Raw genomic sequence first — 24,553 nt, forward strand, 5'->3', positions numbered from 1 at the left:
TCCTCTAAATTCTGCACCTTGACCCGCGTTGCCCGAAATGGCGGACGCGAGTCGAGTCGGTTATAGGACGAACGGCTTGTCCTCGGCACTACAACTACACCATCTGTCCAGCCCGGTCGGCCAAACCGATGGAATTGCCCTCCCAGGTGTTCATCAGCGACGGAAGCCGATGGACCATGCCATAGCGGACAGTCACGCCACCGTGACGATCAGTCACAGGGCGATCAGGAGGCACCAGTCCCCCCAAAGCGTGCAATGCAGAGATTCCGCCCACAGTGCACCACACTTGGACGGAAGGAGCCCTCCCCGGACTCCTTGTCCTATTTTGGCATGAGGAGGGGGAAGAGGCGCAAGGGCCCTGTACGTGCAGTCCATCACCTTTAGGGCGCCCTTGACGCAAACGCCCCGATCGGGGCCGACACCCCGTCAGTTGAGTGAAACGCGCTTGACCGTACGCCGTTGAGCACCGTCTCAGCTGTGACGTGGATCACGTTCTGGCGGATTCTGTTTGAACGTCAGTTCGCCGAGCGCCGGTCCCGCACCGCACGCCACCGCTCCACGAGCCGCGCGTACGCCTCTCCGGCCGCCGCCTCGTCCCCCTGGCGCAGCGCCTCGATGCCCTCGGCGACGTCCGCCGCCGAGTGGTCGTCCGCCAGTTCGTCGGCCGGCAGCACATGCACCAGACCGCCGTAGTCCAGCTCCACCAGCGACCTCGGATGGAACTCCTCCAGCCAGCGCCCGACGTCCAGCAGGCCGTCGATCAGCGGCCCCTCCGCGACGGTCTCCCTCAGGGTGCGCAGCGCCCTGGCCACCCGGCGCCGGGCCTGCACCATCGGCGTGCGGTAGCGCAGTACCGGTGGCGCCTCGTCGGTCCCCTTGTCGTACTGCCGCTCCTCGTCCGCGACCAGCACGAACCAGTTCACCGGCACCTGCCAGGTCGCCGTGCGGATCCACGGGCGCGCGTCGGGGTTGCGGCCGAGCCAGCGCTCGTAGTCCAGGGCCGCCTGCCGGCGCACCACCGGCGGCAGCACCGCGTCCAGCACCGGCGGGGGCAGCTCGTCGCCGAGTTCCTCCAGCGCCTGCCAGCCGCGCAGCCGGGTCCGCCAGGGGCACACGCAGACCACCCCGTCGACCTCCAGCACGAAGGCGTCGCCGCTCTCGTGCACCGGCACCGCGATGGGCGGGGTCGGCACCAAGTCGGCCAGCGCGCGCCGCAGTTCGTCCTGGTACGAGGGCCGGTCCGGGCGGCGGGCGTAGCGCGCCCAGTGGCCGCGCTCCGGCTCCGGGAAGGCGCCCAGCGGCTCGTACACGCGCAGGTAGGCGGCATAGGGGACGACCACGGAGGACACCTTCGGCACGCCTGCTCCCTCCCCATCGGACCCGGCTGGAAACACTGCAAATCGTGCCACGGTCAGGGGGGCGCGGTGAGTCCGTGCGAGTGATCCTGAACACTGCGCGGACGACGCCCGCACACAGGCTCTACGCTCATGCCACCAGCACCCGCCACCCGTACGGGGGCTGACCCCACCCGCCGCAAGTACACAGGAGTCACCACAGTGACCGACGTAACCGGCGCGCCCGCTGATGTCCTGCACACCCTGTTCCACTCGGAGCAGGGCGGTCATGAGCAGGTCGTGCTCTGCCAGGACCGCGCCAGCGGTCTCAAGGCCGTGATCGCGCTCCACTCCACCGCCCTGGGCCCGGCCCTCGGCGGTACCCGCTTCTACCCCTACGCCACCGAGGCCGAGGCCGTCGCCGACGCGCTCAACCTCGCGCGCGGGATGTCGTACAAGAACGCCATGGCCGGCCTGGACCACGGCGGCGGCAAGGCCGTGATCATCGGCGATCCGGAGCGTGACAAGACCGAGGAGCTGCTCCTCGCCTACGGCAGGATGGTCGCCTCCCTCGGCGGGCGCTACGTCACCGCCTGCGACGTCGGCACCTATGTGGCCGACATGGACGTGGTCGCCCGCGAGTGCCGCTGGACCACCGGCCGCTCCCCGGAGAACGGCGGCGCCGGGGACTCCTCGGTGCTGACCGCCTTCGGCGTCTACCAGAGCATGCGGGCCAGCGCCCAGCACCTGTGGGGCGACCCCTCGCTGCGCGACCGCACGGTCGGCGTGGCCGGGGTCGGCAAGGTCGGCCACCACCTGGTGCGCCACCTGCTGGACGAGGGCGCGCGGGTCGTGATCACGGATGTCCGCCCGGACGCCGTCCAGCGGGTCCTCGACCAGTACGAGGGTGTGACGGCGGTCGCCGACACCGACGCGCTGATCCGCCTGGAGGGCCTGGACATCTACGCGCCCTGCGCGCTCGGCGGCGCCCTGAACGACGAGACCGTGCCGGTGCTCACCGCCAGGGTGGTGTGCGGCGCGGCCAACAACCAGCTCGCCCACCCGGGCGTGGAGAAGGACCTCGCCGACCGTGGGATCCTCTACGCGCCGGACTACGTGGTGAACGCGGGCGGGGTCATCCAGGTGGCCGACGAACTGCACGGCTTCGACTTCGAGCGGTGCAAGGCGAAGGCGACGCGGATCTTCGACACCACTCTGGCCATATTCGCACGTGCGAAGGAAGACGGGATCCCGCCGGCCGCGGCGGCCGACCGGATCGCCGAGCAGCGGATGGCCGAGGCGCGCGCGGGCCGCACCGGTCACTGACCCGGCCGCGCGGAAGACCCCGCGCGGCCGGCTTCGCACACATGAGCGGTACCCGCCGAGGGCAGCTTAGAGAGAACTCTCACTTCCATCGGCGGGTCGTTCCCCGATAAGTGGTTAAAATCGCCACTGACCAGCGAGGACAGGGCACCTCGAAGGTTCTGTGCACACGCGCGTGCTGCGGGCGACGTACCGTATGGGCGCGGGCTCAGGTACCGTGGAAGCCCTACGGACCGGCCTCTCCACGGAGAGTCCGATCCAGATCATGAACGCGTGTCAGACTCTGGGGCCGTCGAGCCCCGTCACCGAGGGGGTCGAGCCATGGGGCGCGGCCGGGCCAAGGCCAAGCAGACAAAGGTCGCCCGCCAGCTGAAGTACAACAGCGGTGGGACTGATCTTTCACGTCTGGCCAGTGAACTGGGCGCATCAACTTCGAACCAGCCGCCGAACGGCGAGCCTTTCGAGGACGATGACGAGGACGAGGACGACCTTTACTCCCGTTACGCCGACCTCTACGAGGACGACGAGGACGAGGACGAGGGCCCCTCACAACACCGTCGCGGCGCTTGACCTTGCACTGAGCACCAGTCCGGTCGGTGGCACAGCCACCGACCGGCTTCTGTGCTACCCGCGAGCGGCTCTCGCGGGCACCACACCGTGAGGCGTCACTTCGCGTAGTCCCCCACCAGCTCCGCGCCGCTGTCCTTGTCGCCACGCCCGGTGATCTCGCCGGCCACCCAGGCCTCGACGCCCCGGTCGGCCAGCGTCGCGAGGGCCACCTCGGTGGATTCCTCGGGGACGATCGCCATCATGCCGACGCCCATGTTCAGCGTCTTCTCCAGTTCCAGGCGCTCCACGTTCCCGGTCCTGCCGACCAGGTCGAAGATCGCGCCCGGGGTCCAGGTCGCGCGGTCGACCACGGCGTGCAGGTCGTCCGGGATCACCCGGGCCAGGTTGGCGGCGAGCCCGCCGCCGGTGATGTGGCTGAAAGCGTGCACATCGGCCGTGCGGGTCAGGGCCAGGCAGTCCAGCGAGTAGATCTTGGTGGGCTCCAGCAGCTCCTCGCCGAGGGTGCGGCCCAGCTCGGCCACCTCCGACTCCAGGGCCAGACCCGCCGTGTTCAGCAGGACGTGGCGGACCAGGGAGTACCCGTTCGAGTGAAGCCCGGAAGCCGCCATGGCGATCACGGTGTCGCCCTCGCGGATGCGATCCGAGCCGAGCAGCCGGTCGGCCTCCACGACGCCCGTACCGGCGCCCGCGACGTCGAAGTCGTCCTCGCCGAGCAGGCCCGGGTGTTCGGCCGTCTCACCGCCGACCAGGGCGCAGCCGGCCAGCACACAGCCCTCCGCGATGCCCTTGACGATGGCGGCGACCCGCTCGGGGTGGACCTTGCCGACGCAGATGTAGTCGGTCATGAACAGCGGCTCGGCGCCGCACACCACGATGTCGTCCATGACCATGGCGACCAGGTCGTGGCCGATGGTGTCGTAGACACCCAGGCGGCGCGCGATGTCCACCTTGGTGCCCACGCCGTCCGTGGCGGAGGCGAGCAGGGGGCGCTCGTAGCGCTTGAGGGCGGAGGCGTCGAAGAGTCCGGCGAAGCCGCCGATGCCCCCGAGGACCTCGGGACGCCGGGTCTTCTTGACCCACTCCTTCATCAGCTCGACGGCGCGGTCGCCCGCCTCGATGTCGACGCCCGCCGCTGCGTAGCTGGCACCAGTTGTCTCAGACATGACTGTGAGAGCTTTCGTGTCGTACTGCGGGGTGTTACGGGCGGCGGATCGCGTCGGCCGCGGCCGTTTCGGCGGGACCGGCCGCCAGCTCGGTCTCCAGCAGCTGCTTGCCGAGCAGCTCCGGATCCGGCAGCTCCATCGGGTACTCGCCGTCGAAGCAGGCGCGGCACAGGTTCGGCTTCGCGATGGTGGTCGCGTCGATCATGCCGTCGATGGAGATGTACGCGAGCGAGTCGGCGCCGAGGCTGGTGCCGATCTCGTCGATCGTCATGCCGTTGGCGATCAGCTCCGCGCGGGTGGCGAAGTCGATGCCGAAGAAGCAGGGCCACTTCACCGGCGGCGAGGAGATGCGGATGTGCACCTCGGCGGCGCCCGCCTCACGGAGCATGCGCACCAGGGCCCGCTGGGTGTTGCCGCGCACGATCGAGTCGTCCACGACGACCAGGCGCTTGCCCTTGATGACTTCCTTGAGCGGGTTCAGCTTCAGCCGGATGCCCAGCTGGCGGATGGTCTGCGAGGGCTGGATGAACGTACGGCCCACATAGGCGTTCTTCACCAGTCCGGCGCCGAACGGGATGCCCGAGGCCTCGGCGTAGCCGATGGCGGCCGGGGTGCCCGACTCCGGGGTCGCTATCACCAGGTCGGCCTCGACCGGGGCCTCCTTGGCGAGCCGGCGGCCCATCTCCACCCGGGAGAGGTACACGTTCCGGCCGGCGATGTCGGTGTCCGGACGGGCCAGGTACACGTACTCGAAGACACAGCCCTTGGGCTTTGCTTCCGCGAATCGCGAGCTGCGCAGACCGTTCTCGTCGATGGCGACGAACTCGCCCGGCTCGATCTCGCGGACGAAGCTGGCGCCGCAGATGTCCAGGGCGGCGGACTCGGAGGCGACCACCCAGCCGCGCTCCAGGCGGCCGAGGACCAGCGGGCGGATGCCCTGGGGGTCACGGCCGGCGTAGAGGGTGTGCTCGTCCATGAAGACGAGCGAGAAGGCGCCCCGGACCTTCGGGAGGACCTGCTGGGCGGCCTCCTCGATGGTCAGCGGCTTGCCGTCCTCGTCGACCTGGGCGGCGAGCAGCGCCGTCAGCAGGTCGGTGTCGTTGGTGGCCGCGACCCGGGTGGAACGGCTGTTGTTCTCGTTCGGGAGTTCGGCGACCATCTCGGCGAGCTGCGCCGTGTTGACCAGGTTGCCGTTGTGGCCGAGCGCGATCGAGCCGTGCGCGGTGGCGCGGAACGTCGGCTGGGCGTTCTCCCACACGGACGCACCGGTGGTCGAGTAGCGGGCGTGTCCGACCGCGATATGACCCTGGAGCGAGCCGAGAGAGGTCTCGTCGAAGACCTGGGAAACCAGGCCCATGTCCTTGAAGACGAGGATCTGGGAGCCATTGCTGACCGCGATTCCCGCGGATTCCTGACCCCGGTGCTGGAGGGCGTAGAGCCCGAAGTACGTGAGCTTTGCGACCTCTTCACCCGGAGCCCAGACACCGAAGACGCCACACGCGTCCTGGGGGCCTTTCTCACCGGGGAGCAGGTCGTGATTGAGTCGACCGTCACCACGTGGCACGGCACCGAGTGTAGGCGAGATCGACCACTGGTCCGAATTGGGGATACGCGGTCCTAACGGACGGGCGGTTCCCGGATCACCTTGTCGCTTTCTGCGTATACGCAGGTCAGCGCGGCGTGTCCGGGGTCACCCGGGGTCCTCGCCGACCGCCCGCGACTTTCCTCGGGGCGGTTTGGCCGTATGCGTGAGTGAGGTGTCGCACATCATTCTGGTGTGCTGTGGGTGAGGTTGACGTGGTCTCCGTGACTCGTGGTGAGCGTGAGCTCGCCGTGGTCGGCCACGCCGGTGAACGTGCCGCCGCCGAGCAGCCCGCCGAGCAGCCGCTCGAACGCCATCCGGGCGTCGTCGCAGACCATCCTGGTGGTGCGCAGCCGCCCGAAGGTGACGCGATCGCCGTGCAGGGCGGCGGGGGCGCTGAAGCCGTTGCAGCCGAGGTTGCCGGCGGCGGTTCCGTCGTCACGGACCAGCAGGCGGGCGGAGGCCGGTGCGGGGTGCGTGGCGCCCTGGGCGGTGACGCTCACGACCCGCCACTCGACACCGGTCAGGGGTTCGTCGACGGTCACCGCTCCACTGTGCGCGGGCGTGGCGCCACAGGCCACCGCCAGGGGGAGGCACAGGGCGAGAGCGGCGGGCGCTTTGTTCCGTTTCATGCGGATACGACGGTGCACCGTCACCGCCGGTTCCCACCGGTCCCACCGGTCCCTCAGGTCATGACCGGCAGGAGGCCCCCGATGTCGGCCCGCTCCCCACTCGCGCTGACCTTGGCCTCGTCCACGGCCGTCCGCCAGTCCGTCCGCCCGGTGGCGAGCCGTACCCATGTCAGCGGATCGGTCTCCACCACGTTGGGCGGGGTGCCGCGGGTGTGCCGGGGGCCCTCCACGCACTGCACCACGGCGAACGGCGGCACGCGGACCTCGGTGGACCCCCCGGGCGCCTTCACCGCGAGCGCGTCGGCGAGCAGCCGGGTGGTGGCCGCCAGCGCCTGCCGGTCGTACGGCACGTCGAGCCCCGGCACGGCGGCGTTCAGGTCGTCGGTGTGCACGACGAGTTCGACCGCGCGGGTGACCAGGTAGTCGTCCAGGGACAGGACACCGGCGTCGGTCGGCAGCAGCCGGCTCCCCGGGTGCTCGGCGAGGAGATCGCGCAGGGAGACGTCGATGTCCGCGAGGTAGGCGTCGAGGTCGGGATGCCCGGCGGTGAGGTCCCGGGTGAAGGCGTCGATGGCCACGGAGTTCGCGGCGGTCGCGAAGGGCCAGTCGAGCAGCACGGCATCCGCCCTGGCCGGCTCGGGCCGCGCGAGCGCCCGCTGTACGGCCGTCAGCGCCATCCCGATGTGCACGACCAACTCCCGCACGGACCAGCCCCCGAGCCGGGTCTCCCCCGCCAACTGCTCCTGACCGAGCCCGCGTACGGCCTCCCGCACCGCCCCGAACTGGCCGAGGACCGCGGCACGGGTCCGGACGGGATCGTAGGTACGGGCGCGCTTCTTGGCCGGTGGCATGGGGGGAGCTTATGCGCAGTCACCCGTGTGGGTGAGCAGCAGCGGAAACCACGCCGCGCGGGCGGGAGCGGGTGACTCTGGCTTCCGCCTGGAGGGGGATGCAGCATGGCGGCTACCGCGACGTCCATACCGCGAAGTCCGGGGAGAAGGTACTCGTCCCCGGCCCGATGGACATCGAGCTGGACACGGAGATCCTCAAGAACTACGTCCGCTGAACCGTCACGAGAGCCCCCCGCCCGGAACCGGGTTCCGGGCGGGGGGCTCCGTGTCTACGCCAGCAGCGCGGGGATCGTGCCCTCGTGGGCCTCGCGCAGGTCGGCGAGGGGCAGGGTGAACTCGCCCTGGATCTCGACCGAGTCGCCGTCCACGACACCGATGCGGGTGGCCGGGAGGCCGCGGGCGCCGCACATGTCGTTGAAGCGGAGCTCCTCCGAGCGGGGGACGGCCACGAGGGCGCGGCCGGCCGATTCGGAGAGGAGGAAGGTGAAGGCGTCCAGGCCGTCGGGGACGACCAGGCGCGCGCCCTTCCCGCCCAGCAGGGCCGACTCGACCACGGCCTGGACCAGACCGCCGTCGGACAGGTCGTGCGCGGAGTCGATCATGCCGTCGCGGGAGGCGGAGATCAGGATCTCGGCCAGCAGCCGCTCACGCTCCAGGTCGACCGCCGGCGGCATACCGCCCAGGTGGTCGTGGATCACCTGGGACCAGGCCGAGCCGCCGAACTCCTCGCGGGTGTCGCCGAGGAGGTAGAGCAGCTGGCCCTCCTCCTGGAAGGCGACCGGGGTACGGCGGGCGACGTCGTCGATCACACCGAGGACCGCGACGACCGGCGTCGGGTGGATCGCCGCCTCGCCCGTCTGGTTGTAGAGCGAGACGTTGCCGCCGGTCACCGGGGTGCCGAGCTGCTGACAGCCGTCCGCGAGGCCGCGTACCGCCTCCGCGAACTGCCACATCACCGCCGGGTCCTCGGGCGAGCCGAAGTTCAGGCAGTCCGAGACCGCGAGCGGCTTCGCGCCCGTCGTCGCCACGTTCCGGTACGCCTCCGCCAGCGCCAGCTGCGCGCCCGTGTACGGGTCCAGCTTGGCGTAGCGGCCGTTGCCGTCCGTCGCGATGGCGACGCCGAGGCCGGTCTCCTCGTCCACCCGGATCATGCCCGAGTCCTCGGGCTGCGCCAGCACCGTGTTGCCCTGCACGAAGTGGTCGTACTGCTGGGTGATCCACTTCTTGGACGCCTGGTTCGGGGACGCCACCAGCTTCAGGACCTGCTCGCGCAGCTCCTCCGGGGTCGCCGGGCGCGGCAGCTTGTTCGCGTCGTCGGCCTGGAGCGCGTCCTGCCAGGAGGGACGCGCGTACGGGCGCTCGTAGACCGGGCCGTCGTGCGCGACCGTGCGCGGGTCGACGTCCACGATCTTCCCGCCGTGCCAGAAGATCTCCAGCCGGTCGCCGTCGGTCACCTCGCCGATGACCGTGGCGATGACGTCCCACTTCTCGCAGATCTCCAGGAAGCGCTCGACCTTCGCCGGCTCCACGACCGCGCACATGCGTTCCTGCGACTCGCTCATGAGGATCTCCTCGGGCGAGAGCGTCGAGTCGCGCAGCGGGACGTCGTCCAGGGTGACGCGCATGCCGCCGGAGCCGTTGGAAGCCAGCTCGCTGGTCGCGCAGGAGAGCCCGGCCGCGCCGAGGTCCTGGATGCCGACGACCAGCTTCTCCCGGAACGCCTCCAGGGTGCACTCGATGAGGAGCTTCTCCTGGAAGGGGTCACCGACCTGCACCGCGGGGCGCTTGGAGGGCTTCGCGTCGTCGAAGGTCTCGGACGCGAGGATCGAGGCGCCGCCGATGCCGTCGCCGCCGGTCCGGGCGCCGTACAGGATGACCTGGTTGCCCGCGCCGGAGGCCTTGGCGAGGTGAATGTCCTCGTGCCGCATCACACCGATGGCACCGGCGTTGACCAGCGGGTTTCCCTGATAGCAGGCGTCGAAGACGACCTCGCCGCCGATGTTCGGCAGGCCCAGGCAGTTGCCGTAGCCGCCGATGCCGGCGACCACGCCCGGCAGGACGCGCTTGGTGTCGGGGTGGTCGGCCGCGCCGAAGCGCAGCGGGTCGACCACCGCGACCGGGCGGGCGCCCATCGCGATGATGTCGCGGACGATGCCGCCGACGCCCGTGGCCGCGCCCTGGTAGGGCTCCACGTAGGAGGGGTGGTTGTGCGACTCCACCTTGAAGGTGACCGCGTAGCCCTGGCCGACGTCCACCACACCGGCGTTCTCGCCGATGCCGACGAGCAGCGCGTCCGACTCGGGCGCCTTCTCGCCGAACTGGCGCAGATGGACCTTGGAGGACTTGTACGAGCAGTGCTCGGACCACATGACCGAGTACATGGCGAGTTCCGCGCCGGTCGGGCGGCGGCCGAGGATCTCCACCACCCGCTCGTACTCGTCCTTCTTCAGGCCGAGTTCGGCCCAGGGCAGCTCGACGTCGGGGGTCGCGGCCGCGTGCTCGACCGTGTCCAGAGGCGTCCGGCTCATGCGTTGACCAGCTTCTTGAGGATCGAGGTGAAGAAGGGGAGGCCGTCGGTGCGGCCGGAACCGATCAGCGGCTCGACGGCGTGCTCGGGGTGCGGCATCAGGCCGACGACATTGCCCGCCTCGTTGGTGACGCCGGCGATGTCGTTGAGCGAGCCGTTGGGGTTGAAGTCGACGTAGCGGAAGACGACGCGGCCCTCCGCCTCCAGCTTGTCGAGCGTGTACGGGTCGGCGACGTACCGGCCGTCCATGTTCTTCAGCGGGATGTGGATCTCCTGGCCCCGGCGGTAGTCGCCGGTCCAGGCCGTCTCCGCGTTCTCCACCCGCAGCTTCTGGTCGCGGCAGATGAAGTGGAGGTGGTCGTTGCCGAGCATCGCGCCCGGCAGGAGGTGGGCCTCGGTGAGGACCTGGAAGCCGTTGCAGATCCCGAGGACCGGGAGGCCGGCCTTCGCCTGCTCGATGACCGTGTCCATGACCGGCGAGAAACGGGAGATGGCGCCGGCGCGCAGATAGTCGCCGTAGGAGAAACCACCGGGCAGGACCACGGCGTCGACCTGCTTGAGGTCCTTGTCCTTGTGCCAGAGGGCGACCGGTTCGGCGCCCGCGAGACGGATCGCGCGCTGGGTGTCCCGGTCGTCCAGGCTCCCCGGGAAAGTGACGACGCCAATACGAGCGGTCACTTCGCCGCCTCCGCGACTTCCGCGCCCTCTTCCACCTTGACGGTGAAGTCCTCGATCACCGTGTTGGCGAGGAAGGATTCCGCGAGATCACGGATGCGGGCGAGCGCGGCCTCGTCGACCGGGCCGTCAACTTCCAGTTCGAAACGCTTTCCCTGACGGACGTCCGAGATCCCTTCGAATCCCAGGCGCGGCAGCGCACGCTGGACCGCCTGGCCCTGGGGGTCGAGGATCTCCGGCTTGAGCATGACGTCGACTACGACGCGTGCCACTGGCACTCCCGATGTGTGGTGCTGAGCAGGTTCCTTCAGACTACCCGCACAAAATTTCTACGCGGGTAGAGTTGGAGGAAACTACGTGAGGCGCATCACGATCGGGTGTCGGACCCCTGCGGCCGAGAAAAGTTCTGGGAAAGTTCGACAGGCCGCCCGTGACCCCTATTGCGTTCGGACACGCGGACGGATTTAGTCGGGCTTCACTTTGCATTGCCGGGCACTGTACAAATGAATTGGCAATAGCCGATACTCGGCACGTCAACGCCGGTGAGCTGTATCGACGTGCCGCACGAAGGGACCGATATTCGTGGCGCAAAAGGTCGTGGTCACTCTCTTCGACGACATCGACGGCTCGGAAGCGGCGGAGACGATCGCCTTCGGACTCGACGGCAAGTCGTACGAGATCGACCTGAACGAAACCAACGCCAAGAAACTGCGCAAGGCGCTCGCGCCGTTCGTCGAGGCCGGCCGCAAGCGGTCGCGCTCCGGCAAGGCGTACAAGCAGACCGAGGTGGCACCCGACCCGGCGGCCGTGCGCGCCTGGGCCCAGGCCAACAAGATGGACGTGCCCGCGCGCGGGCGTATCCCCAAGAAGGTCTACGAGGCGTTCAGCAGCGCGCGGTGAGGCGTGTGCGGGCCCGCGAAGGGGCGGCGCCCAGGGTCCGTCAGCGGACCCTGGGGGCCGTGCAGTTGGGCCGAGCGGGGGCGGGCGGAGGACCTCCGGGGAAGCCGACTTGCGCTACCCCCCCGCTGATCAGCTAATGTCTGAGACACGCCGAGGGGCGAGGCCGAAAGGCCACAACCCCGAGGATCATGCGGGTGTAGTTCAGTAGTAGAACATCCCCCTTCCAGGGGGAAGGCGCAGTGTGCGATTCCTGTCACCCGCTCTGGCATCGGCCGTCCGGACCACTCTCGTGGATCAGGTAGGCTGGTGCTCGCACCGATCGGTGGGAGCCGGTCGGGGGCAGTGCGGACGTAGCTCAGTTGGTAGAGCGCAACCTTGCCAAGGTTGAGGTCGCGAGTTCGAGCCTCGTCGTCCGCTCCAAGGAAAAGCCCCGGTCTTCGTGACCGGGGCTTTTCTCGTGCTCTCCCCGAAGCGACCCGGAAGTGCGAAGCGCCCGCTGACATTTGTCATGCCGGCCGATGACACCGCGCACTGCCGGCCGCCCCCGGACGCCGGGACGCTGAGGTCATGGACATCGACGGGCACGAGCAGGTGATCGAGGTCACCGGTCTCACACGCGTCTACGGCGGCGGATTCGAGGCCGTACGCGGAATCGGCTTCTCCGTGACGCGCGGCGAGATCTTCGCGCTGCTGGGCACCAACGGCGCGGGCAAGACCTCCACCATGGAACTCCTGGAGGGCCTCGCCGCGCCGACCCGCGGCGAGATCAGGGTCCTCGGCCACGATCCCTACCGCGAACGGACCGCCGTACGCTCCCGTACCGGCGTGATGCTCCAGGAGGGCGGCTTCCCCGCGGAGCTGACCGTCGCCGAGACCGCACGGATGTGGGCGGGCTGCACCAGCGGCGCCCGGCCCGCGGCGGAAGTGCTGGCCAGGGTGGGGCTCGGGGACCGGCACGGGGTGCGGGTCAAACAACTGTCCGGCGGCGAACGGCGCCGGCTCGACCTCGCGCTCGCCCTGCTCGGCGACCCCGAGGTGCTCTTCCTGGACGAGCCGACGACCGGTCTCGACGCCGAAGGCCGCCGGGACACCTGGGAGTTGGTGCGCGCGCTGCGGGACGCCGGCACGACCGTGCTGCTGACCACGCACTACCTGGAGGAGGCCGAGGGCCTGGCCGACCGGCTAGCCATCCTGCACGCGGGCCGCATCGCCGCCGCGGGCACCCCCGCCGAGGTCACCGCGGGCCGCCCCGCCCGGATGTCCTTCCAGCTCCCCGAGGGCTACCACCTCGGCGATCTGCCCCCGCTGGCCGCCCTCGGCGTCCGCGGCCACGAACACGCGGGCCGGACCGTGCGGCTGCGCACCACCGACCCCCAGCGCACCGCCGCCGGCGTCCTCGCCTGGGCCGAGCGCAAGGGCCTGCGCCTGGACGCCCTCGATGTGCGCTCGGCCTCCCTGGAGGAAGCGTTCCTGGGGATCGCGGGGCACGACGGCGGGGACGGTCCGGAACTCGGTCAGGGGGTGGCGGCGTGAGCGGGACGGCATCCGAACGGACGTACACGGGCAGCGGAGGCGACGGCATGAGCGGGGCGGTACGAACGTCGGCCGGGCGGCGGTTGGGGGCGCTCGGGCGGGCCGAAATCGCGCTGCTCGGGCGGAACCGGGGGGCCGTGGTCACCGCGCTGCTGGTGCCGCTCGCGCTGCCGTTCACCGTGCGGGGGGCGTACGCGCGGCTGGACCTGAAGGCGCACGGGGTGGACGCCGGCACCGCGATGCTGACGGCCGCCATCGGCTTCTCCTTCCTCTTCGCCGTCTACACCGCCCTGGTCGGCGCGTACGTCGCCCGCCGCGAGGAACTCGTCCTCAAGCGGCTGCGCACCGGCGAGCTCTCCGACGCCGAGATCCTCACCGGCACCGCCCTGCCCGCCGTCGGACTCGGTCTCGCCCAGGCCCTGGTGCTGTCCGCCGGCTGCGCCCTGCTGCTGCACACCGGCCCGCCACGGGCGCCCTGGCTGATCCTGCCGGGACTGCTGTCCGGCCTCGTGGTGAGCGCCGCGCTCGCCGCCGTCACCGCGTCCTTCACCAGGACCACCGAGAGCGCCCAGGTGACCGCGCTGCCCCTGCTCCTCGTGTCCATGCTCGGCTCCGGGATCACGATCCCCGCCGCGGCCATGCCCGACCGGATGGCGTCGGTCTGCGCGCTGCTCCCGCTGTCCCCGGCGATCCGGCTCGTCGAGGCGGGCTGGACCGGGCGGTCGAGCGGCCCGGAGACGCTGGCCGCCCTGGCGACCGCGCTGGCCTGGACCGTGGTGGCGGTGTTTGCTGTACGACGGTGGTTCCGCTGGGAACCACGGCGCTGAGAACGGGGGTGCGGCGCGTGCTGGGGCGGATGCGGAGCTGGCAGCGGCGGTACTGGGGCGAGCGGAGCAAGGCGGAGCGGGTCGAGTTCCAGAGCGTGGTCACCTGGAACGCCACCATCTGGGTGGTCCCGCTGAGCTGGCTGCTGCCCCCGATCACGGCCGGCCTCCACCGGCACCCGGGGGCCCTCCCGCTCGGCGTCCTGCTGATCGCCGTCGGTCTGCTCCAGTGTCTGGTCGCCTGCCGGCTCACCCGGCCCGTGCTCGACCACTACCTCGGCCGGTCCGCACTGCCCGCGCGGGCCCATCGCGGCGCGGCCCTGCTGCTTGCCCTGGCCCTCGCCCTGCTCGTGGCACTCGTCGCGCTCGGCAGGCTGGGCGGGACCACCAGCCGGATGATGCTCAGCGCGGTGCTCATGCCCTTCGGAATGACCTACGCGTTCACCGTCCCCGTGGCCGTGTTCCTGCGCCGGTCCGCCGCCCTGTCTGCGCTGCTCGCGGTGGCCCTGACGCTCATCCACCCCAGCGGCCTCGGCGTGCTGGCGACCGTGCTGGCGGCCGCCTTCGCCACCGCCTTCACGCTGATGGCCGCCCGCTGCGGCGCCTGGACCCTCTCGGTGCTCTGGGAGGCCGAACGCGGCCGGGAGATCCAGGCCAGGCTCGCGGTGGCCGAGGAACGGCTGCGGTTCGGGCGCGATCTGCACGACGTCCTCGGGCGGAACCTCTCCGTGATCTCCCTCAAGAGCGAACTGGCCGTCCAACTGGCCCGGCGGGGGCGGCCGGAGGCGGTGGAGCAGATGATCGAGGTGCAGCGGATCGCGCAGGAGTCCCAGCGGGAGGTGCGGGCCGTCGTACGCGGCTACCGGGAGGCCGATCTGGGCGCCGAACTGGCGGGCGCGCAGGGCGTGCTGGAGGCGGCCGGGATCGACTGCGAGGTGCACGCGGAGCCGGCCGGGCTGCCCGCCGAGGTGCAGTCGGCGCTCGGCTGGGTGGTGCGGGAGGCGACCACCAATGTGCTGCGGCACGGGGACGCCCGGCGGTGTGCGGTGGGACTGGCGGTACGAGAGGGGTCGGTGGTGCTGACGGTGCAGAACGACGGGGTGCGGGCCGCCGCGACGAGCGCAGGCCGCGGGTCGGGGCTCGCCGGGCTGCGGGAGCGGCTCGCGGCGGTGGGCGGGACGCTGACGGCCGGTGCCGCGGACGGGGACCGGTTCCGGCTGGTGGCCGAGGTGCCGTTGCCGAAGGGGGCGCCGCGAACGGCGCGGGAAGTGAGTGACATCACGTCATGAGTGATCCGGTACGACTGCTGCTCGCCGACGACGAGCACCTGATCCGGGGCGCGCTGGCCGCCCTGCTCTCGCTCGAGGACGATCTGTTGGTGGTCGCGGAGGCGGCCACCGGACCCGAGGCCCTGGCGATGGCGCGGGCGCACGCCCCCGATGTGGCGGTGCTGGACCTCCAGATGCCGGGCCTGGACGGTGTGAGGGTCGCCACATCCCTGCGGGCCGAACTGCCCGGCTGCCGGGTGCTGATCGTCACCGGTCACGGGCGGCCGGGGCACCTGAAGCGGGCCCTCGCGGCGGGGGTGCGCGGCTTCGTGCCGAAGACCGTCAGCGCACAGCGGCTCGCCGAGATCATCCGGACCGTGCACGCCGGAAACCGCTACGTGGACCCGGAATTGGCCGCCGACGCGATCTCCGCCGGGGACTCCCCGCTGACCGCCCGGGAGGCGGAGGTGCTGGAGCTGGCCGCCGACGGGGCGCCGGTCGCGGAGATCGCCGAGCGGGCCGCGCTGTCCCCCGGGACCGTGCGCAACTACCTCTCCTCGGCCGTCACCAAGCTCGGCGCCGAGAACCGGCATACGGCGGTACGTCTCGCCCGCGAGCGAGGTTGGGTATAGTAGCTCTCGCGCCACGGCGCACTGCGGACGTAGCTCAGTTGGTAGAGCGCAACCTTGCCAAGGTTGAGGTCGCGAGTTCGAGCCTCGTCGTCCGCTCCGGATAAAGGCCCCGGTCCATCGGACCGGGGCCTTCCTCGTGTGCCTAGGACCAGCTGGTGCCGGTCAGGCGCTCGTACGCCTCCACGTACTTGGCGCGGGTGGCGTCCACGACGTGCTGGGGCAGCGGCGGCGGGGGCTGCTCGCTCTTGCGGTCCCAGCCGGACTCCGCGGAGGTCAGCCAGTCACGCACGAACTGCTTGTCGTACGACGGCTGCGCGCGCCCCGGCTGCCACTGGTCGGCCGGCCAGAAGCGGGAGGAGTCCGGGGTGAGCACCTCGTCGGCGAGGACGAGCGTGTCGCCGTCGAAGCCGAACTCGAACTTGGTGTCCGCGAGGATGATGCCCCGCTCGCGGGCGATGTCGCGGGCCCGGGAGTAGACGGCGAGGGTGGCCTGGCGCAGCTGGGCGGCGGTCTCGGCGCCGACCTGGCGGGCGACCTCCTCGTACGAGACGTTCTCGTCGTGCTCGCCGACCTCGGCCTTGGTGGCCGGGGTGAAGATCGGGGTGGGCAGCTCGGAGCCGTCGACGAGGCCCTCGGGGAGGGCGAGGCCGCACACGGTCCGGGAGTCCTCGTACTCCACCAGGCCCGAGCCGGTGAGGTAGCCGCGGGCCACGCACTCGACCGGGATCATCCGCAGCGACTTGCAGACCAGGGTCCGGCCCGCCCAGTCGGCGGGGGCGCCGACGGGCAGCTCCTCGGAGATCACATGGTTCGGGGCCAGGTCGCGCAGCTGGTCGAACCACCACAGGGACAGCCGGGTCAGGACACGGCCCTTGTCGGGGATCTCCGTGGGGAGCACCCAGTCGTAGGCGGAGATGCGGTCGCTGGCGACCATCACGAGGTCGCCCGCCTCGTTCCGGTAGAGGTCCCGCACCTTTCCGGTGTGCAGGTGCACCAGGCCCGGAACCTGGATCGGCTCGGGCTTTTCTACGAATCCGGACACGGTTCCTCCCCGTGGTTCTGTCCAACTGCCTCGATTCTCCCCTATGGGGCGGTCGGATCCGGCCAGGGGTCGCCCGGGGCCGGGAGCCGGCTCAGTCGCGCTTGCAGATGCGGTCCAGGAGGTTGGCCGTGGCCCGCTGGATACGGGGGTCCACATGGCCGGGGCGATCCAGGGCCGGGGACCAGGCGAAGGTGCCGGAGGCGAACACCCAGGCGCCGGACGGGGCCCGGTACAGGGAGGTCTCCTGGTGGCGCAGGGTGCCGCCGGCGTCGGTGTACGGGGAGTGCGAGAGCAGGATGCGCTCGTCGTGCGCGGGCAGCGCGGTGCGCGGGAAGTACCGGTCGGCCTCGCCCGCGACCAGGCCGGGGATCTCGTCGCCCTCGTGCGCGCCGGTGGCCTCCCACAGCCAGTGGCCGGCGTTGCGCACGATCAGCGGGCGCGGTTCGGGCACCCGGCCCGCGTACTGGATGCCGATCAGCTCCTGTTCGGGGCGGTCGACCTCCCGCCACAGCACCGGCCTGCCCGGTCCCTTGCGCTTGCGGCAGGTCAGCAGCCGGTCCGGCGTCCCGGACGGCGAGGGCCCCAACTCGACCTGCCAGTACATGGTGTTGGCGGAGAGGAAGACCAGCGAGGTGCCGTGGTCGCGGGCCAGTTCGGCGGCGCGGCGCATGGGCGGCGTCCAGTACTCGTCGTGGCCCGGGAAGATCAGGCCCCGGTAGCGGGTGGGGTCCACCCGGCCGGCGTGCAGGTCACGGGCGTCGGCGTAGGCGAGGTCGTAGCCGTAGCGCTCGGCCCAGCGGATGACGTCGTAGGCGTGCCCGACGTGCAGCGGCAGGCCCGCGCCCGCGTAGGGCCGGTCGAAGGAGACCGTGGTAGCCGCGTCGGCCTCGCCGAGCAGCGCGCCCTGTTCGTCCCAGGCGTGGTAGAGGCTGGCGCCGGTGTGCCCGTCCTCCGGGTACAGGTTGTACGCCTGCCACGTCACGTCGGGCAGCAGCAGCAGGAGATCGGCCGGGCGGTCGTCGCGGACCGTGAACGGCACATGGGAGCGGTAGCCGTCGGCGGTGGTCAGCACGGCCACATAGGCGCCGACGCCCCAGTGCGAGGGCACCTGGAGGCGCCAGGACAGCCACCAGTGGTGGCAGGAGACCGTGCGGTCGGCGGCCAGCGGCGGGGGCTGCACGATGCCGGACAGCCGGGGGCTGGTGGTGATCTTGGCGGCGCCGTCGCCCGCGTAGTGGCCGATCCGGTAGATGTCGACGGAGAACTCCTGCGGCGGGTCGACCGTGATGTGGAAGTCGATCGCCCCGCCGGGCGCGACCGCGCCGGTGGCGGTGAAACCCTTGATCTGGCGGTGCACATCGTCGGCCGAACGGGGGCCGCCGGGGGAGGTGCGCGGCGCGGGGATGCGCGCGTCGTCCCGGGTGTGCTGCTGGGGAACGGCGTCGACGTACCAGGGCACGACGTGGCCGGTGTCGTCGAAGTAGGTCTCGCTGCCGCGCAGCCAGGGCACCGGGCCCAGGCCGAAGGGATCCGTGACGGCGTGCGCGATCGCTCCGGACTCCCAGCGGCGGATGTGGTCCGAGGCCATGGTCGCTCCCCTCCCCGAGCCCCCCGATGTCCTGTGGGCGGGTGGTGCTCGCGGTGCTCGGCCGTGCTGTCGTATGTCGCATGCCTTTGCCAGGTGCGTGATGGTTCCAGCACATCACATGACGCACGGGCTCGGTCACTATTCGTTGCGAATTGACCTGAAGTGGAAGCCGAGGCTCCCGTCGGGCGAGGTGTCTCGGCCGTGGGCCGCCGGACGAGGCGTCCTGACTGTCGGACGAGGCGTATCGGCTGTCAGACGAGGCGTATCGGTTTCTCGGGGCGTATACCCGCGGCGGCCAGCCACTCCCGCAGCGGGCCCGGGTCGCCCTCCTCGATCAGGCTCAGCACCCGGGGGGTCAGGTCGGCCGCCCGCTCGCCGTGCAGCAGCAGGGACGGGCCGTCCAGCCAGTCCAGGGCGGGGACCGCGCCCGCGGTGTCGACGGCGGCGCAGCACACCATCGCCGTGACGTGATCGGTCAGCAGTTCGCGGGCGGTACGCGGGGGCTGGAGGGGGACGAGGGGCAGCGCGCCGCCGTCCCAGAGGGTGCTGGGCGGGCCCTGTCCGGCGGCGGTGGCGCCGCGCGGCACGGCGTTCTCCTCCCGGGCCACCTCGGCGCTGAGGCCGGCGGCGAGGAGGGCGCTGCGTTCGGTGCCGGGGTCGTCGTCCTCGGCGGGGCCGTCGTCCTCGTCCGGGTCGACGGCCGCCGTGGGACCCGGGCAGGAGTCCGGGTCGGCGTGCGCGGGGACGAGGGCGGTCCCGGGCGCGGCGGCCGCCGGGCCGACGGGGTCCGCGGGCTCGGTGAGGTGGTCCAGGATCCGGGCCAGGGTGGGGCCCGCGGTGTGCCGGACGGGACGGGTGCCGAGGGAGTCCAGGACGCGGTGCAGGCGGGCCGCGTCGGCCCGCCAGGTGCGGTCCACGACCTCCTCCGGGTACGCCTGCCAGTCCACCGGCGCCCAGTCGGCGCGGGGTCCGGCGGGGCCGCCGTGGAAGAGGCGCGCGGCGAGCAGCGAGGTGGCCTCGTCCACGCTGCCGGGCTCCTCCAGGAGATCGCAGGCGGGCCGCTCGCCGAGGCGCGAGGTGAAGCCCTCGGCCAGCCGGTCGCGCCGGGACAGCTCGGTGAGCGCGGCCACCACACCCGCGTCCAGCCGGGAGGGCCAGCGGCCCATCCGCCAGGCGGGCAGCGCCACCCGGGTCAGCAGCCGGTCCCAGCCCGCGTACGCGAGCCCGACCTGCTCCTGGGCGACGATCCGCAGTCCGTAGTCCACCGTCCGCGCCCGCTCGGCGGCCGCCGCGGCGACCCCGCGCTCCATCTGCGCGGCGTGCTCCCGGCAGGCGCCCAGCAGCAGCCGGGCCACCCGGCCGAGGAGCGCGCACGCCCCGCGGGCCAGCGGCCCCCGCCGCGGCGTGGCGGCTACGGCGAGGGTGGCGTCGAGGCCGCGCACGAAACGGCGTGCGGCGGCTATGTCGGGGTGCGCCGAGGGGCCCGTACCGGCGACGACCGGGGCGATGACGGCACGCAGTTCACCGACCCGCATCCACCACAGGAACGGGGAGCCGATGACGAGGACCGGCGTGACGGGGACCCGTCGGGGGCGGCGCCGCTCGCCCGGTACCTCCGCGTCGCCGGGACCCGGCCGCGCGGGCGGGCCGTGCGCGGCGTGCGAACGGTCCTCAAGCCAGCTGTCGCAGTCCGGGGTGAGGGCTATGGCGGAGGGCGCCGGGACCTCCAGCCGCTCGGCGAGGTCGCGCACCATCCGGTACAGGTCGGGGGCGGACTCCTCCGTGACCGGCACCGTCGGGGTCATGGCGGGGCGGGCGCGGGCGACGACCAGGGCGATGCCGGCGGTGGCCAGCAGGACGAGGACCGCGAGGGCGCCCACGGCCCAGCGAGCGGCGTCCCAGCCGGGGCCCACCAGATGGCCCGTGGCCGCGCCGGCCAGCAGGACCACCTCGGCCGCCGCGGGCAGCACGGCCGCGCCCAGGGCCCGGCCCCGGACCCGCAACACCGCGAGGGCCCGGGAACGCGCGGCCTGCGCGCCCGCTTCCACACCGATTCCGGTCACGTGCCGACCTCACCCCCTCCCTTGTCGATGCCGTGCTGTCCTGGTGCTGCTCACTCCCCCACTGTGGCATCCGTCACTGACAACGCAATGCCGGTGGGCCAAGTGCGCAGTACCGATGAGCCAAGTGCGCAATGCCGGTGTGCCAAGCGCCGGAGCGCTTGCGCGGCACCCTAGTTGCGCCCCCGGCCCACGTCAGCCGGATGGGCGATTGCTCACTCGATGGAATGGCTTTGGTCAGAGCTGGGTGACAGAAAGCAAAGATCAGGCCCCGGATTGCGAATCCGGGGCCTGATGGGGTGAAACGGGAGCTGGGAGACGTCGGAAGGGCGCTCAGAGCGCCCCGGCGGCCGCCTTCGCCGCGATGTCCGTGCGGTACTGCCCGCCGTCCAGCCGGATCCGGCCCACCGCCCGGTACGCCCGCTCGCGCGCCTCGGTCAGGTCCTTGCCGGTGGCGGTGACGGACAGCACGCGCCCGCCCGCGCTGACGACCGCGTCGCCGTCCTGCCGGGTGCCCGCGTGCAGCACATAGGCGTCCGGGGCGTCCTCGGCGGCCACTTCGGCCAGACCGGTGATCGGGTCGCCGGTGCGCGGGGTGCCGGGGTAGTTGTGCGAGGCGACGACGACGGTGACGGCCGCGTCCTCGCTCCAGCGCAGCGGCGGCAGGTCGGCGAGGCCGCCGGTGGCGGCGGCCGCCAGCAGCCCGGCCAGCGGGGTCCTCAGCCGGGCCAGCACGACCTGGGTCTCGGGGTCGCCGAAGCGGGCGTTGAACTCGATGACCCGCACACCCCGGCCGGTGATCGCCAGACCGGCGTAGAGCAGCCCGGAGAACGGCGTGCCGCGGCGGCGCAGTTCGTCCACCGTCGGCTGGAGCACCGTGCGCAGCACCTCGTCGACCAGCTTCGGGTCGGCCCACGGCAGCGGCGAATAGGCGCCCATGCCACCGGTGTTGGGACCCTCGTCGCCGTCCAGGGCGCGCTTGAAGTCCTGGGCCGGCTGGAGTGGTACGACGGTCTCGCCGTCGGTGACCGCGAACAGGGACACCTCGGGACCGTCGAGGAACTCCTCGATCACCACGCGCTCGCAGGCGGCCGCGTGCGCCTTGGCGGCGTCCAGGTCGGAGGTGACGACGACGCCCTTGCCGGCGGCGAGGCCGTCGTCCTTGACGACGTAGGGGGCACCGAAGGCGTCGAGGGCCTCGGCGACCTCCTCGGCGGTGGTGCAGACGTACGACCGGGCGGTCGGCACCCCGGCCGAGGCCATGACGTCCTTGGCGAACGCCTTGGACCCCTCCAGCCGGGCGGCCTCGCCGGACGGGCCGAAGACCGGGATGCCCGCGGCGCGCACGGCGTCGGCGACACCGGCGACCAGGGGGGCCTCCGGGCCGACGACGACCAGCTCGGCACCGAGCCGCCGCGCCAGCGCGGTCACCGCGGCACCGTCGAGCGCGTCGACCTGGTGCAGCTCGGCGACCTCGGCGATGCCGGCGTTGCCGGGGGCGCAGTGCAGCGCGGTGACGTCGGGATCGAGGGACAGGGAGCGGCACAGGGCGTGTTCGCGGGCGCCGCTGCCGATGACGAGGACGTTCACGGGGTCAGCCTAATGGCAAGGTCGCCGAAGTCCGGGGGGCGGGGAACCCGTACGTTCCTACAAGGCCCCGGGGCCGGGCCGGCTCTCGGACCCGGGACCGGGTCCGGCGCGACCGGCGATCGCCCGCTCCCCGCGCCCGCTCACTCGTTGGTGAATTCCTCCACCACCGTGGCGCCCAGTTCGCGCACGATCAGGTCGTGGCCGGAGAGGGCGGACTCGTCCAGGTCGGGGTCGTCGTCCTCGGGGATGTCGTCCTCGATGGAGACGGGGGGCGGCTCGGGGGCGGCGGGGCGGGGCGCGGCCGGGCCGGATGCCGAGTGGGCGGAGCCGCCGGAGGCGGGGGTGGAGGCCCGCGGGGCGGACTGGGAGGGGGCACCGGGGCGGGGCGCGGGCGAGGAGCCCTGACCGCCGCCGGACGCGCCGCCACCGCCGTGACCGCCGCCGGGGACACCCGGGCCGCCGCCGAAGCCACCGCCAGCGAAGCCCGCGGAGCCGCCCGGGGCCGGGGGCGCGGCGCCGCCGCCGGACGGGTCGACCAGCGACTCGATCTTCCACTGCACGTTGAACTGCTCGGCCAGCGCGGCGCGCAGCACGTCCTCGCTGCCGCTGCTCGCGAAGTTGTCACGGGCCCCGGCGTTCACGAAGCCGAGCTGGAGGGTGGTGCCGTCGAAGCCGGTGACCTGGGCGTTCTGGCTGAGCAGGATCCAGGTGAAGCGCCGGCGGTTCTTGACGGCCTCCAGGATGTTCGGCCAGAGCACGCGGGGGTCGAGACCGCCGGCGGGAGCGGCCGCGGGGGGCTGGGGGGCCGAGGGCGCGGGGGCGGTAGCCGGGGCGGGCCGGGCCGTCGGCCGGGGCGCGGCCGAGGGGGCCTGCTGCTGCGGAGCACCGGGCGCGGCGGCCGTGGGCCAGCCACCGGGGCGCCGTCCGCCTCCGGCGGGAGCGGCCGTGGGCCAGGCGCCGGGGGCGGCCGAGCCGGGAGCCTGGGCGGCCGGGGCCGGCTGCTCGGCGGGAGCGGGCGCCACCGGGGCGACAGGCTCGGGAGCGGGAGCGGGGGCGGGCATGGGCGCGGGTGCGGGGGCGGCCGGAGCCGCGCCACCGGCACCGGCCCCGCCGCCGGCCCCCGGCTCGGAACCGGGAGCGCCGCTCGCTCCGCCCGGCACCCCCCGCACGGCCGCCCGTGCCGCCGCCGGGCCACCGCCGGGCGGGACCATCGCGGCCGGGGCGCCACCGTGGGCCTCCGGCCCGGGGACGTAGCCCATGGCGGGCGCACCGGCGCCCGCGCTGAAGCTGACACCGCGCTCGACACGGTCGAGGCGGGCCATGAGGGAGCGCTCGTCGCCGTAGGCGGCGGGGAGCAGGACGCGGGCGCAGATGAGTTCGAGCTGGAGGCGGGGCGAGGTGGCGCCGCGCATCTCGGTGAGGCCCTCGTTGACGAGGTCGGCGGCGCGGCTCAGCTCGGCCGCGCCGAAGGTGGACGCCTGGGCCCGCATGCGCTCCAGGACGTCCGCCGGGGCGTCGATGAGCCCCTTGTCGGCGGCGTCCGGCACGGCGGCGAGGATCACCAGGTCACGGAGGCGTTCGAGCAGGTCGGCGACGAAGCGGCGCGGGTCGTTGCCGCCCTCGATGATGCGGTCGACGACCTCGAAGGCGGCAGCGCCGTCACCGGTGGCGAAGGCCTCGACGACGGAGTCGAGCAGGGAGCCGTCGGTGTAGCCGAGGAGGGCCGTGGCCATGGCGTACGTCACACCGTCCGCGCCCGCGCCGGCGAGGAGTTGGTCCATGACGGACATGGAGTCACGGACCGATCCGGCGCCCGCGCGCACGACGAGGGGGAGCACGCCGTCCTCGACGGGGATGTCCTCCCTCTGGCACACCTCGCCGAGGTAGTCCCGCAGGGTGCCGGGCGGCACGAGCCGGAAGGGGTAGTGATGGGTCCGGGACCGGATGGTGCCGATGACCTTCTCGGGCTCGGTCGTGGCGAAGATGAACTTGAGGTGCTCGGGCGGCTCCTCGACGACCTTCAGCAGGGCGTTGAAACCGGCCGACGTGACCATGTGGGCCTCGTCGATGATGTAGATCTTGTACCGGCTGCCCGCGGGGCCGAAGAAGGCCTTCTCGCGCAGTTCACGGGCGTCGTCCACGCCTCCGTGGGAGGCGGCGTCGATCTCGATGACGTCGATCGAACCCGGTCCGTTGCGCGCGAGGTCCCGGCAGGACTGGCACTCGCCGCACGGGGTGGGTGTGGGGCCCTGCTCACAGTTGAGGCAGCGGGCGAGGATGCGCGCGCTGGTGGTCTTCCCGCAGCCACGCGGCCCGCTGAACAGGTACGCGTGGTTGACCCGGTTGTTGCGCAGCGCCTGCTGCAACGGGTCGGTGACATGCTCCTGCCCGATGACCTCGGCAAAGGTCTCGGGACGGTAGCGGCGGTACAGCGCGAGAGACGACACGCTTACGAGGTT

At 72.2% G+C, this 24,553-nt stretch carries 20 protein-coding genes and 3 tRNA genes; 10 read left to right on the top strand and 13 right to left on the bottom strand.

The features are described from left to right. Window positions 1-515: 515 nt before the first annotated feature. The gene (locus tag VT52_RS26700; RefSeq protein ID WP_046423017.1) at window positions 516-1,358 is read right to left on the bottom strand and encodes a DUF8083 family protein; all 843 of its coding nucleotides are present in this window, start codon (window positions 1,356-1,358) and stop codon (window positions 516-518) included. Window positions 1,359-1,556: 198 nt separating this feature from the next. Between VT52_RS26700 and VT52_RS26705 the strand changes: the two genes are divergently transcribed. Together VT52_RS26705 and VT52_RS26710 are read left to right on the top strand one after the other, a co-directional pair. Further along, window positions 1,557-2,660 carry a Leu/Phe/Val dehydrogenase gene (locus VT52_RS26705; protein WP_046423018.1) on the top strand — a complete coding sequence of 368 codons (1,104 nt, stop codon included), beginning with the start codon at window positions 1,557-1,559 and terminating at the stop codon, window positions 2,658-2,660. A 318-nt stretch (window positions 2,661-2,978) separates the two neighbouring features. Further along, window positions 2,979-3,227 carry a DUF3073 domain-containing protein gene (locus tag VT52_RS26710; RefSeq protein ID WP_046423021.1) on the top strand — a complete coding sequence of 83 codons (249 nt, stop codon included), beginning with the start codon at window positions 2,979-2,981 and terminating at the stop codon, window positions 3,225-3,227. Between the two features lie 95 nt (window positions 3,228-3,322). Here the strand turns inward: VT52_RS26710 and purM are convergent, their stop codons facing one another. From purM to purS, 7 genes are all read right to left on the bottom strand, one after another. After that, window positions 3,323-4,390, bottom strand: a complete 1,068-nt coding sequence (gene purM, locus VT52_RS26715) for a phosphoribosylformylglycinamidine cyclo-ligase (protein WP_046423023.1) — start codon at window positions 4,388-4,390, stop codon at window positions 3,323-3,325. A 34-nt stretch (window positions 4,391-4,424) separates the two neighbouring features. Further along, entirely contained in the window at window positions 4,425-5,954 is a 1,530-nt protein-coding gene (purF, locus tag VT52_RS26720) for an amidophosphoribosyltransferase (RefSeq protein ID WP_046423025.1), read from the bottom strand. A gap of 203 nt (window positions 5,955-6,157) precedes the next feature. Further along, on the bottom strand, window positions 6,158-6,604 hold the full coding sequence (locus VT52_RS26725; protein WP_046423026.1) for an META domain-containing protein: 447 nt from the start codon (window positions 6,602-6,604) through the stop codon (window positions 6,158-6,160). 53 nt (window positions 6,605-6,657) lie between these two features. Next, window positions 6,658-7,455 (bottom strand): maleylpyruvate isomerase family mycothiol-dependent enzyme, encoded by a 798-nt coding sequence (locus VT52_RS26730; RefSeq protein ID WP_046423027.1) that lies wholly within the window; start codon window positions 7,453-7,455, stop codon window positions 6,658-6,660. Between the two features lie 269 nt (window positions 7,456-7,724). Next, window positions 7,725-9,983, bottom strand: a complete 2,259-nt coding sequence (gene purL, locus VT52_RS26735; protein ID WP_046423028.1) for a phosphoribosylformylglycinamidine synthase subunit PurL — start codon at window positions 9,981-9,983, stop codon at window positions 7,725-7,727. Continuing rightward, window positions 9,980-10,660, bottom strand: coding sequence for a phosphoribosylformylglycinamidine synthase subunit PurQ (purQ, locus tag VT52_RS26740; RefSeq protein ID WP_046423029.1), 681 nt, complete (start codon window positions 10,658-10,660; stop codon window positions 9,980-9,982). Before purQ ends, purL begins: the two co-directional genes overlap by 4 nt. Continuing rightward, complete coding sequence (purS, locus tag VT52_RS26745) at window positions 10,657-10,929, bottom strand: phosphoribosylformylglycinamidine synthase subunit PurS (RefSeq protein WP_037650676.1); 273 nt, start codon at window positions 10,927-10,929, stop codon at window positions 10,657-10,659. The genes purQ and purS overlap by 4 nt, the downstream gene beginning before the upstream one ends. 310 nt (window positions 10,930-11,239) lie before the next feature. Here purS and VT52_RS26750 point away from each other — a divergent pair, with 310 nt between their 5' ends. The 8 genes from VT52_RS26750 to VT52_RS26785 all read left to right on the top strand — a co-directional run bounded on the left by VT52_RS26750 (window position 11,240) and on the right by VT52_RS26785 (window position 15,910). Further along, window positions 11,240-11,557: a histone-like nucleoid-structuring protein Lsr2 gene (locus VT52_RS26750; protein WP_046423035.1), complete on the top strand. Its 318-nt coding sequence runs from the start codon at window positions 11,240-11,242 to the stop codon at window positions 11,555-11,557. Between the two features lie 190 nt (window positions 11,558-11,747). Beyond that, window positions 11,748-11,819 (top strand) — tRNA-Gly (locus VT52_RS26755). Window positions 11,820-11,901: 82 nt separating this feature from the next. Then, a tRNA-Gly gene (locus VT52_RS26760) sits at window positions 11,902-11,977 on the top strand. A gap of 147 nt (window positions 11,978-12,124) precedes the next feature. Next, complete coding sequence (locus tag VT52_RS26765; RefSeq protein WP_046423037.1) at window positions 12,125-13,090, top strand: ABC transporter ATP-binding protein; 966 nt, start codon at window positions 12,125-12,127, stop codon at window positions 13,088-13,090. A 47-nt stretch (window positions 13,091-13,137) separates the two neighbouring features. Beyond that, complete coding sequence (locus VT52_RS26770; RefSeq protein ID WP_046423039.1) at window positions 13,138-13,917, top strand: ABC transporter permease; 780 nt, start codon at window positions 13,138-13,140, stop codon at window positions 13,915-13,917. Continuing rightward, window positions 13,890-15,203: a sensor histidine kinase gene (locus VT52_RS26775; protein WP_338059205.1), complete on the top strand. Its 1,314-nt coding sequence runs from the start codon at window positions 13,890-13,892 to the stop codon at window positions 15,201-15,203. The genes VT52_RS26770 and VT52_RS26775 overlap by 28 nt, the downstream gene beginning before the upstream one ends. Then, window positions 15,200-15,814, top strand: coding sequence for a response regulator transcription factor (locus tag VT52_RS26780; protein WP_046423041.1), 615 nt, complete (start codon window positions 15,200-15,202; stop codon window positions 15,812-15,814). The genes VT52_RS26775 and VT52_RS26780 overlap by 4 nt, the downstream gene beginning before the upstream one ends. 23 nt (window positions 15,815-15,837) lie before the next feature. Beyond that, window positions 15,838-15,910: transfer RNA gene (locus tag VT52_RS26785), tRNA-Gly, on the top strand. Between the two features lie 46 nt (window positions 15,911-15,956). On the opposite strand, the gene VT52_RS26790 is transcribed toward VT52_RS26785, so the two are convergent. The 5 genes from VT52_RS26790 to VT52_RS26810 all read right to left on the bottom strand — a co-directional run bounded on the left by VT52_RS26790 (window position 15,957) and on the right by VT52_RS26810 (window position 24,541). Further along, window positions 15,957-16,856: a phosphoribosylaminoimidazolesuccinocarboxamide synthase gene (locus VT52_RS26790; RefSeq protein ID WP_046423042.1), complete on the bottom strand. Its 900-nt coding sequence runs from the start codon at window positions 16,854-16,856 to the stop codon at window positions 15,957-15,959. A gap of 91 nt (window positions 16,857-16,947) precedes the next feature. After that, window positions 16,948-18,444, bottom strand: coding sequence for a N,N-dimethylformamidase beta subunit family domain-containing protein (locus tag VT52_RS26795; protein ID WP_046423044.1), 1,497 nt, complete (start codon window positions 18,442-18,444; stop codon window positions 16,948-16,950). 251 nt (window positions 18,445-18,695) lie between these two features. Next, entirely contained in the window at window positions 18,696-20,507 is a 1,812-nt protein-coding gene (locus VT52_RS26800) for a M48 family metalloprotease (RefSeq protein WP_046423047.1), read from the bottom strand. 330 nt (window positions 20,508-20,837) lie between these two features. Then, window positions 20,838-22,094 (bottom strand): phosphoribosylamine--glycine ligase, encoded by a 1,257-nt coding sequence (gene purD / locus VT52_RS26805; RefSeq protein ID WP_046423048.1) that lies wholly within the window; start codon window positions 22,092-22,094, stop codon window positions 20,838-20,840. A gap of 140 nt (window positions 22,095-22,234) precedes the next feature. Continuing rightward, window positions 22,235-24,541, bottom strand: coding sequence for a DNA polymerase III subunit gamma and tau (locus tag VT52_RS26810; protein WP_071387668.1), 2,307 nt, complete (start codon window positions 24,539-24,541; stop codon window positions 22,235-22,237). Window positions 24,542-24,553: the final 12 nt, after the last annotated feature.

It is taken from the genome of Streptomyces malaysiense (assembly GCF_000980885.2).
Classification (GTDB): domain Bacteria; phylum Actinomycetota; class Actinomycetes; order Streptomycetales; family Streptomycetaceae; genus Streptomyces; species Streptomyces malaysiense.